11 protein-coding genes are annotated in these 8,262 nt (G+C 46.9%); 5 read left to right on the top strand and 6 right to left on the bottom strand.

The annotated features are described in order from the left end of the window. The first annotated feature begins 56 nt into the window (after window positions 1-56). Window positions 57-281: a DUF167 domain-containing protein gene (locus tag QT974_RS27315; protein WP_333471546.1), complete on the top strand. Its 225-nt coding sequence runs from the start codon at window positions 57-59 to the stop codon at window positions 279-281. Between the two features lie 96 nt (window positions 282-377). Continuing rightward, complete coding sequence (locus QT974_RS27310; protein ID WP_293123907.1) at window positions 378-566, top strand: CsbD family protein; 189 nt, start codon at window positions 378-380, stop codon at window positions 564-566. A 110-nt stretch (window positions 567-676) separates the two neighbouring features. Here QT974_RS27310 and QT974_RS27305 read toward each other — a convergent pair whose 3' ends face one another. The 6 genes from QT974_RS27305 to QT974_RS27280 all read right to left on the bottom strand — a co-directional run bounded on the left by QT974_RS27305 (window position 677) and on the right by QT974_RS27280 (window position 5,217). After that, a complete protein-coding gene (locus tag QT974_RS27305) occupies window positions 677-817 on the bottom strand; it encodes a DUF4926 domain-containing protein (protein ID WP_333471545.1) in 141 nt (46 codons plus the stop codon). Next, window positions 807-941 (bottom strand): hypothetical protein, encoded by a 135-nt coding sequence (locus tag QT974_RS27300; protein ID WP_333471544.1) that lies wholly within the window; start codon window positions 939-941, stop codon window positions 807-809. The genes QT974_RS27305 and QT974_RS27300 overlap by 11 nt, the downstream gene beginning before the upstream one ends. Window positions 942-1,079: 138 nt before the next feature. Further along, window positions 1,080-1,286: a DUF6883 domain-containing protein gene (locus QT974_RS27295; RefSeq protein ID WP_333471543.1), complete on the bottom strand. Its 207-nt coding sequence runs from the start codon at window positions 1,284-1,286 to the stop codon at window positions 1,080-1,082. 331 nt (window positions 1,287-1,617) lie between these two features. Further along, window positions 1,618-3,615, bottom strand: coding sequence for a calcium-binding protein (locus tag QT974_RS27290; protein WP_333471542.1), 1,998 nt, complete (start codon window positions 3,613-3,615; stop codon window positions 1,618-1,620). Between the two features lie 6 nt (window positions 3,616-3,621). Next, window positions 3,622-3,801: a hypothetical protein gene (locus QT974_RS27285; protein WP_333471541.1), complete on the bottom strand. Its 180-nt coding sequence runs from the start codon at window positions 3,799-3,801 to the stop codon at window positions 3,622-3,624. Between the two features lie 282 nt (window positions 3,802-4,083). Next, window positions 4,084-5,217 (bottom strand): cob(I)yrinic acid a,c-diamide adenosyltransferase, encoded by a 1,134-nt coding sequence (locus QT974_RS27280; RefSeq protein ID WP_333471540.1) that lies wholly within the window; start codon window positions 5,215-5,217, stop codon window positions 4,084-4,086. A 230-nt stretch (window positions 5,218-5,447) separates the two neighbouring features. On the opposite strand from QT974_RS27280, the gene fraC reads away from it, so the two are divergent. The 3 genes from fraC (at window position 5,448) to QT974_RS27265 (ending at window position 8,079) form a co-directional block, all read left to right on the top strand. Next, entirely contained in the window at window positions 5,448-5,969 is a 522-nt protein-coding gene (gene fraC / locus QT974_RS27275; RefSeq protein WP_333471539.1) for a filament integrity protein FraC, read from the top strand. Window positions 5,970-5,974: 5 nt separating this feature from the next. After that, window positions 5,975-6,973 (top strand): DUF5357 family protein, encoded by a 999-nt coding sequence (locus tag QT974_RS27270; RefSeq protein WP_333471538.1) that lies wholly within the window; start codon window positions 5,975-5,977, stop codon window positions 6,971-6,973. A gap of 332 nt (window positions 6,974-7,305) precedes the next feature. After that, complete coding sequence (locus tag QT974_RS27265; RefSeq protein ID WP_333471537.1) at window positions 7,306-8,079, top strand: ABC transporter permease; 774 nt, start codon at window positions 7,306-7,308, stop codon at window positions 8,077-8,079. Window positions 8,080-8,262 lie beyond the last annotated feature (183 nt).

Genomic DNA, 8,262 nt, shown 5'->3' with positions numbered 1-8,262 from the left:
TGGTTATTGGTTATTGGTTATTGGTTATTGGTTATTGGTTATTGGTTATTAGTCACATGAAAATTTTCACAGTCAAAGTTAAACCAAATTCCAAACAGCAAAGCATCGAAGAGCAAGCGGACGGCAGCCTCAAAGTACATCTAAAATCGCCGCCCGTGGATGGAAAAGCCAATCAGGAGTTAATCGTGCTGTTGGCGAAAAAGTTCAAAGTGCCGAAATCTGCGATCGCAATTAAATCCGGTCTTTCCTCCCGCAATAAACTTGTCGAAGTTCCGATTTAACCAATCTTTAGATAGATATCCAAATCTTTCTCAAGATAGATTCAGGCTCAGCTTTTAATTTATATAGTAGTAATTGTAAGGTTAGGAGAAAAAAATATGAGCATTGAAAACAGAGTCGAAGCAACCGCTAAGAATATCGAAGGCAAAATTCAAGAAGCCGTTAGCGAAGTTACAGGCAACCAGAAAGATAAATTAGAAGGTCAAGCCAAGCAGGACGAAGCATCAGCAATTCACATGAAAGAAGACCTCAAAGATAAAGCAAAAGAGATTGTAGACCGAGCATAAAGTATTTCCTCCTACAATTTTCCTGCCTACCAAATCCCGCAAACTGTTTGTTTGCGGGATTTTTTTGAGAGATACTTTTTGGAGGCGATCGAGATTATTGCTGGCAAAATTCATCGGCTAACGGCCCCTACAGATTCTACTAACTCATAATGTAAAAGCATTAATTTTGTGGCGGAAATTGTTTCCATTGCATAAGTTGTGCCATCTTGATGAGAAAATTCTACCTCAAAAGCACTGCCATCAAATTCCATCACCACTGTTCCTACTTGTCATGAAAGATAATTTAATGATTTGTTTTGTTTCAAAATGGGTTGCTTCTAAATCTTCAGTTAAAGCAACGATATCTAGGTCTTTAATTGTTTTCATTGTTTTCATTGTTTTTACCTTATTTTTTGACTGATAACAACTTGTTAATCTGGGGAAAGTTTCACCTGAGCGGACGATCCAAGCTGCTAGAATCCGAGATTCACCTACTTCGGTTTTCAGCAAGAATTTTATGTTGTAATGTATTCCCTATTCGTTGTTTTTTTGAACAACAACATCTTCGTTGATAGCAGCTTCTTTTAAAGCTTTTTTGAGCATTTCAGCATTTTTTAGGGTAATGCCTAACTTACTGGCAAACAAAACAGCTTTATTTTTTCCTTCTTGATGATTCGGATTTAGAGAATATTCTTCTATTTTATTGCCTAAATCTGCTAGATGACCATTGGGCAGTTTCACTATTAATAACTTTTTTTCAAGGAGAAAAGAGAATATTAGTCGGCTACAATAATCGACTTTTACTCATATGTCAATTATATCGTCTTTGAGTTGGGGGTCTGGTTTATCAATATTATTGATGGGTGGCAAAATTGATTGGTGAATCTGTCCTTCCTTTCAATGCCCAATTCCCTGCGCAGGCCCATCCCTGGGCTTCGCTTCGCCCAATTCCCAATGCCAACAAAAAAGCTAGGGATATGAATCCCTAGCTCGAAACGTCGCACAATTAGTGTTTAGAGTTGGCGCGGGCGATGGATTTTTCCAAACCCACTCCCACCCGCTACCACCTAAATTAAATCAGGGTAACATCAGTCACAGTCAAGCCTGGTTTGCCGTTGAAGTTTGCCAGTATAACTGCTTTCTGAGGACCAGAACCATCTGGGTCGTACAGCAAGCGACCCGTGTTATTGTTTACGTCTAGTTGAGCTTCATAAACAAGGAGTGGTCCTGCCGCCGCTCCAGGCTGCCCCTGATCGAGGTAAGAACCTTGATCGACCACTATGAAGGCGTTAGAAGCAACTCGAGATGACCCAGCGGTCAATTGACGTAATTGGAAGCTAGCTTGATTCAAGATTATCTTGTCTTGGCCGACTACAAAATCACCGATTTGGTCTGGGTTGCTTCCCACCGCCACGCCGCCGGTAATCTGGAAGCCCTCGCCGAAGTTGTCGTAGTAGAAGCTGTCATTGCCCGCGCCGCCAATCAGCGTGTCTGCACCGGGCCCGCCACCGAGAGAGTCGTTGCCGTCTCCTCCGATTAATAGGTCTTCGTTAAAGCCGCCCAACAGCGTGTCGTTTCCGCCACCGGCGTTTAAGGTATCGTTGCCATCAAATCCTGCGACAGCAAGACTGCTGGGGCCGCCGAACAGTATGTCGTCACCAGCGCCAGTAGTGATGGAATCCCTGCCGTTGCCGCCAGTGATGAAGTTGGCGCCTAAGTTATCGGTAATCACATTTGTCGTTGTGATATTGCTAAAGTTGACAGTGCTAGCGTAGGAGATGGTGTCGTTACCGCTAAGCGTGCCAATTAATCGATCGCCCGTGGTGCCAAAAATGATGTTGTCATTTCCTTCACCGCCGTTCATGAAGTTAGTGACAGTTCTGCCAGCAATACTACCGCTGGTGTTGCCAATTAACACATCACTGCCCAGGCCGCCGTCGAGAGTAATCCGCGTAGGAGTAGTACCGACATCAAAAGAGGCATTGATCGTATCGTCGCCATCTCCACCGGAGGCTTGAGTAAAGACGCCGCTCAAGGTGTCATTGCCACCGCCGCCGATCATTGTATCACTGGCAAAAGCTGCAACGATCGTGTCGCTGCCCTCGCCGCCGTCGAGCAAGTTGCGACCCGCGAAGCCTGGAGATGAACTCGATCCGCCTTGGCTCAAAGTTATGTTTTGTGGCGTCGTCCCCGACGTGATGTAGTCGTCGCCTGCACCTCCCAGCGCGGTATCCTGCGTAGCAAAAACCGAGATCGTGTCGTTGCCCTCGCCGCCGTCAAAAAAGTTTTTGCCGGCGCCAAACTCGCCCAGACCGCCAACCAGAGAATCGTTGCCGACACCGCCGAGCAAGGTGGTTTTCTCAATGCCAATGGTGACGAAGCTGCCTGGAGCAAACTGGTTCGGCTGGCTAGTGTTGGTAATGACTAAGGTATCGTTGTCAAGATCGCCGGACAGATAGCTGTTGCTGGCGACACCATACAGTGTGTCGTTGCCTCTACCGCCGAACAGAGTATCTTTCTGATTGATAGCTACAATGTAGTCATCGCCCAAGTCGCCCCGCAAGTAGTTGCTGCCTTGATTGCCACCAGCACTGGCGCCGATCGCCAGACGGAGGTTGTTGCCGCCGCCTGCGATGAAGAAGCCGAGGGAGTCATTGCCCTTGCCGCCGTAGAGCGAGTCTCTTCCGAGCCCGCCTCCGAGCATCGTATCGCTGCCCTCATTACCAAACATGAGGTTTGCATCGACTGTACCTTGGAGCAAGTCATCTCCCAAACCGCCGAACAGGGTTGCGTTGCGGCTTTGAGCGACTACAGTGTCATTACCCGCGTCGCCAAACATCAAAATCCGCTCGCGCTGGCCGACTAATGAATCTTCGTCGGGGCCACCCACCAGGGTATCGTTGGGGCCGACTGAAATCAGAGTATCGTTATCGCCTTGGCCAAATATTAAACTGCCACCGAGGGTGGAAGTTGTAATTAAATCTCCTCCCCCTAAGGCGAAGATTGTATCCGGGCCCAGTCCCGGAGTATTTAAACTAATTTGATCAGCATTGTCAGTTAACGTTGTCATACAGCTTCACTCCTCTACTTCTTGTTGGTCATCGCTTGTGCGACTACAGACACTGCCTAGAACACCGAATGTTTGGATGCCGCTGTAGTTTAACCGGTTTGCCAGCCGCAAGTCTAGCCTACTGGCGTTAACCCTGTCTAGACTTTCTCCCGCACCGACTTTTTGCTTGTAAGCTTTTATTTTCAATGTCTTCACCCTTTAATAATCTTTTTGCACAGTCTCAGGTGCTCACGCTCTCTTGAGACGCGGCTGATATTCTGAATGTTCCATTTCCGATTGGCGGTCGGGGATCGCCTCCGGGGAACGAAATTAAAGATTCAAAAAGACCGATCGGGCGATGGGAAGACAAAGAAAATTGGGAGATTGGTTAATTGGTTACAAGGCTTTGTGTTAATTTCCGGTTTTCCAGGCAGGGCCGTCTTTATATAATTCTGGTGCCAAGCCCTCACGACGCATGACTGGAGGGGTCTAAAAGTCTACGCCCCGCTTTAGTTCTACGCCCCGATCGCCGTAGTGTTTGTGACAGTATACCTCGGAGTGTACGCTGGCTAAATCAAAGTAAGCGTGGGGTTTGTGGCACCGCCCGGTGATAATTATTTCTGTATCCCGCGGCTTGCGCAGTAGCGCTTCGACGATCGGCTCTACCGGCAGCAGTTCTAAGTCTACTGTGGGATTGAGTTCGTCGAGAATGATCGTTTTATACCAGCCGCTGGCGATCGCCATTTTAGCGATTTCCCAGCCGCGTTCTGCCTCGATGCAATCTAACTCTTGCTGTTGCCCCCGCCAAACTATAGCATCTCGACCGCACCGCTGGTGGTCTACTAGCTGTGGGTAGCTTTGGCGCAATGCTGCGATCGCCGCATCTTCTGTATAACCGGTGCCACCTTTGAGCCACTGCACGATTAACACTCGGTGTGATTGGTCTTGGCTGATTCCCCTACCGATTGCCTGCAAAGCTTTTCCCAAGGCGCTCGTAGATTTGCCTTTGCCTGCTCCGGTGTATATTTCAATACCTGAAATATTGTGTTCTGAGGCTGCGGGGTGGTAGTGGGGCTTCATTTCTGAGTGCAAGTCGGCAATTTCCAGCAAACCTTCGGGGGCGGCTCGGCCTGTGGCGATGATTTCTAAATATTCGGGTTTGTTTTTGAGGGTTTTGACTACTTCGTCCACTGGCAGCAAACCCAAGTCCAATACGGGGTTTAGTTCATCTAGAACTACTACAGAATAAAGCTCGCTGGCGATCGCTCCTTTGGCGATATCCCAGCCCCGCACAGCTTCGGCGCGATCGAAGCGGGTGATTGCTTCGGCCCCAAAATATTCGGCTCTGCCGGTGCGCACTTGGTCTATCAAGTGCGGAAATGCCCGTTGCAGGGCTTCTATTGCCCCGTCTTCGTCGTAGGAGCGGCCGGGGCCTTTGAGAAAGCGCAGCAACAACACTCGCGTCGGCGAGTCTGAATTTATACCCAGCCCGATCGAGCGCAACACTACTCCCAAAGCTGCCTGAGACTTGCCTTTACCTGCGCCGTCGTAGACGTGAATCTGACCCGCGGCGCGTTCTGAACGGGATGAGGCTGTCCGAATACCAATGCCATTCCTTACCATAATCAGCAGTTATTTGAGTCTGTCTCGGGGTGGGTATTCGATCGCGGATCTTGAATGTTTAATTTTTTCATTCAGTTTGCCGATCTCAAAAGATTATAGGATAGAACCTCAACCACCTGATGTTGAAGCTCCCCGATCGGAGAGAATTAGGGGCTAAGACCTGCGCTTAAGATTATTCCGCTTGTGATGTACAATTAAAATCTAACACGGGCTGATATACCTGAATCCTTATGATTGCGAGTGTTTTCCCATTTCGGACTGTTTTGGTGCAAATTTTAATGATGTTTTTGGCGATCGCGATCGAATCGTGGTTTCTCCAAAAACTACTGAAACTCGGCCCCAAAACCAGCGTTGAATATACAGCCATCCTCAATCTCGCTTGCACCTGCGTAGGTTGGTTAGTTTTTTTCGGCATTGAAAGCGTTATTTCCAAAGATTTGCGAGAACAACTTATCGGTTATATTTTATTAGGCGGAGGGCCGAATACTTACCCTACAATAACTACGATCGCACTCTCGATATTGGCAGTAACTTTTCTCGCCAAATGGCAGGGATTAGAATTCGTAGAAAAGATGGTTTCGGGCAACAAAAAAGCTTCCGTACCTCAGTTTTTGGGGCCGCCAACCCTCAGCCGCCGCCCTCCCAAAAAGACTTTTCGAGTAACTACGCAGTTTGGGGCAGTTTTGATCGCCCACACTGTCAGCAATTTCGTTATTTTAACCGTGTTGTTTTTGCAAAGCGTCAATAATTGAAATCTATGATGAAACAATTTTTGGATGTGACTCAGCAACTCACTAAGCTGACAAACAACCTTTGGGAAACCAATAAAAAATTCCAAAAGGCACTGATTCCGCCTAAAGTTGTCCACTGGAAGACGCCTTTACTGCTCAGCATCTTCTTAGCTTTGCTATCGGTGGCCGCAGCCACCGACTGGCCGACGCGAACTCTGATGTTTGATATGAGCTGGTTATTGTTTATACTGTCAATGGGTTTGCTGACCAGCCAGGCACCTTTTGTGATTAAAAAAGTAAGTCTGAGTCCGTGGGTGACAAGCATCTTAATCGGTTTGTGGTTGCTGATCAGGTTGCCGTCAGACAGGAAGGAAATAGCATGGATATGCGGCCCAATTATAGCAGTAATAATTTTGGCTGTAATACAGATTTGGAATAGCGAGTCAAAACGGGAAGGTATCAGGTCGTTGCTGCGGCCTCAGTTTTTGATGATAACGCTAATTCACCTAGTATTTTCCTGTTGGTTTGGATTTCACTTTTTAATTCAAGGTTGGATAGAACAGTATCCCAGCGTTTTATCGCAGGATTTGAGGAAAAGCGATTATGTGGTGACATTTCAACAGCCAACTATTAATCGCTCCCGAGGAGTTGTCATCCTCAATGCCATGGATAGATACCTGCAAAATGAAGCCCGCACCAAACCGTGGCCGCAGATTGAGCAAATGTTAATAGATATTGACAACGAGCGATTTTTTCTGAAAAATCAAGCGTTAAAAACAATTCGCATAGTCCCAGAAGATGCGAGCTGGGATGTCAAAACTTCCATCGTCCAAGGACAGTCTCGCTATCAGTTAGAAATGCAGGCAACATGGCTGGGGCTGGTTTTTAGACCGGAAATATATTCGTTTACCAAGTCTTGCGATGTAATCGATATAGGAAATCGGGCGACTGTAACCTGCGACGCGATCAAACGCTCTCAACCCGGACTGAAAAAAAATGGAACTGCGGGAGACAGTCAAGTTTGATCCTCCCGAGGATCTGTGTTTTGCTGTGGTAGTGCAGTTTAAAAATTCGCGAGTATACAATTCTCGCGAACTCTTGAACTGCTCGCACTCTCCGAAAAAATGCTTTTTGCAAAGCCGGATATGCTCAGGGAGCCGGTGTCCCGCAGCTAGAAGATGGGGACATGGGAAGGTGGGAAAGCGAGGGAGAGTGAGTCCGAGCGAGAAAAATCTTCAAACTGGAATTCTACCCTCAACTAACCTCGGTTAAATTCCGTACATTGTACGGAAGAGCCAAACTTCCTTGTTGCTTAGACTCTGAGTATTGCGAAAGTTTCCAGCAGGTTAATAACTAGATGAATTTCCGAAGAATCCTGACAGTCGCGACCAATGTATATTGGGAAGTAATTCGCGATCGCATTTTGTACTTAATTATTATTTTTGCTCTGTTGATGGGAGCCTCGGTGCGCTTGATACCGCAATTGGCGGCGACAACCGAGAATAAAATTATTTTAGATATCGGTTTGGCGGCTATGAGCTTACTAGGTCTAATTGTCGCAGTCTTTGTGGCTGCGGGACTGGTAAACAAAGAAATTGAAAAGCGGACTGTCTACTTGCTAGTTGCCAAACCGATAAGTCGCGCTGAGTTAATTGTTGGGAAGCATTTAGGGCTGTCGGCGGTACTATTGGTTCTGGTAGCAGCAATGACTGTTATCTATCTGGCTATTCTGAATTTTAGCCGCATTCCTTACCCTTTGGTAAGCATTTTAATCGCTGCGCTGTTCGTGTGGTTTGAGCTGTGCCTCATGGCCGGTGTTGGGATTCTATTTGGGGTTTTTAGCAGTTCGCTGCTGGCAACTTTACTGACATTTGGTGTCTATTTAGTCGGACACTCGACGCGGGATTTAGTGGCTTTGGGCAAGTTATCTAAAAATCCTGGTATTGAACAGTTGATGATGGGACTTTATCTGGTTTTGCCGGATTTAGCTCGATTTAATTTGAGAAACGATGCTGTTTACGGACAAGTTCCTTACTTGGCCGGTTTGATTACAGATGCGGGCTACGGTTTGCTGTATGTGGTGCTGCTGCTGTCAATTGCGATCGCCATATTTTCGCAGCGAGAATTTTAAATAGCTCGATCGTTCGGAATGCGATTCCTCGGATTGGCAAAACTAAAGTCCTGACTGCGAACCAATTTTATTGTCGAATTAGCGCGCTAAGATAGAGACAAGGTTATCGATCGGCAAGCTCGACTAAAAGTCAATCGATTTTAGATTTGAGATTTGAGATTTTAGATTGAAGCATTGACCCCA

The organism is Microcoleus sp. BM001215392, assembly GCF_036700185.1.
GTDB lineage: Bacteria > Cyanobacteriota > Cyanobacteriia > Cyanobacteriales > Microcoleaceae > Microcoleus.
The sequence above is the reverse complement of the archived record's forward strand: the minus strand, read 5'-3'. Positions and strand labels throughout refer to the sequence as shown.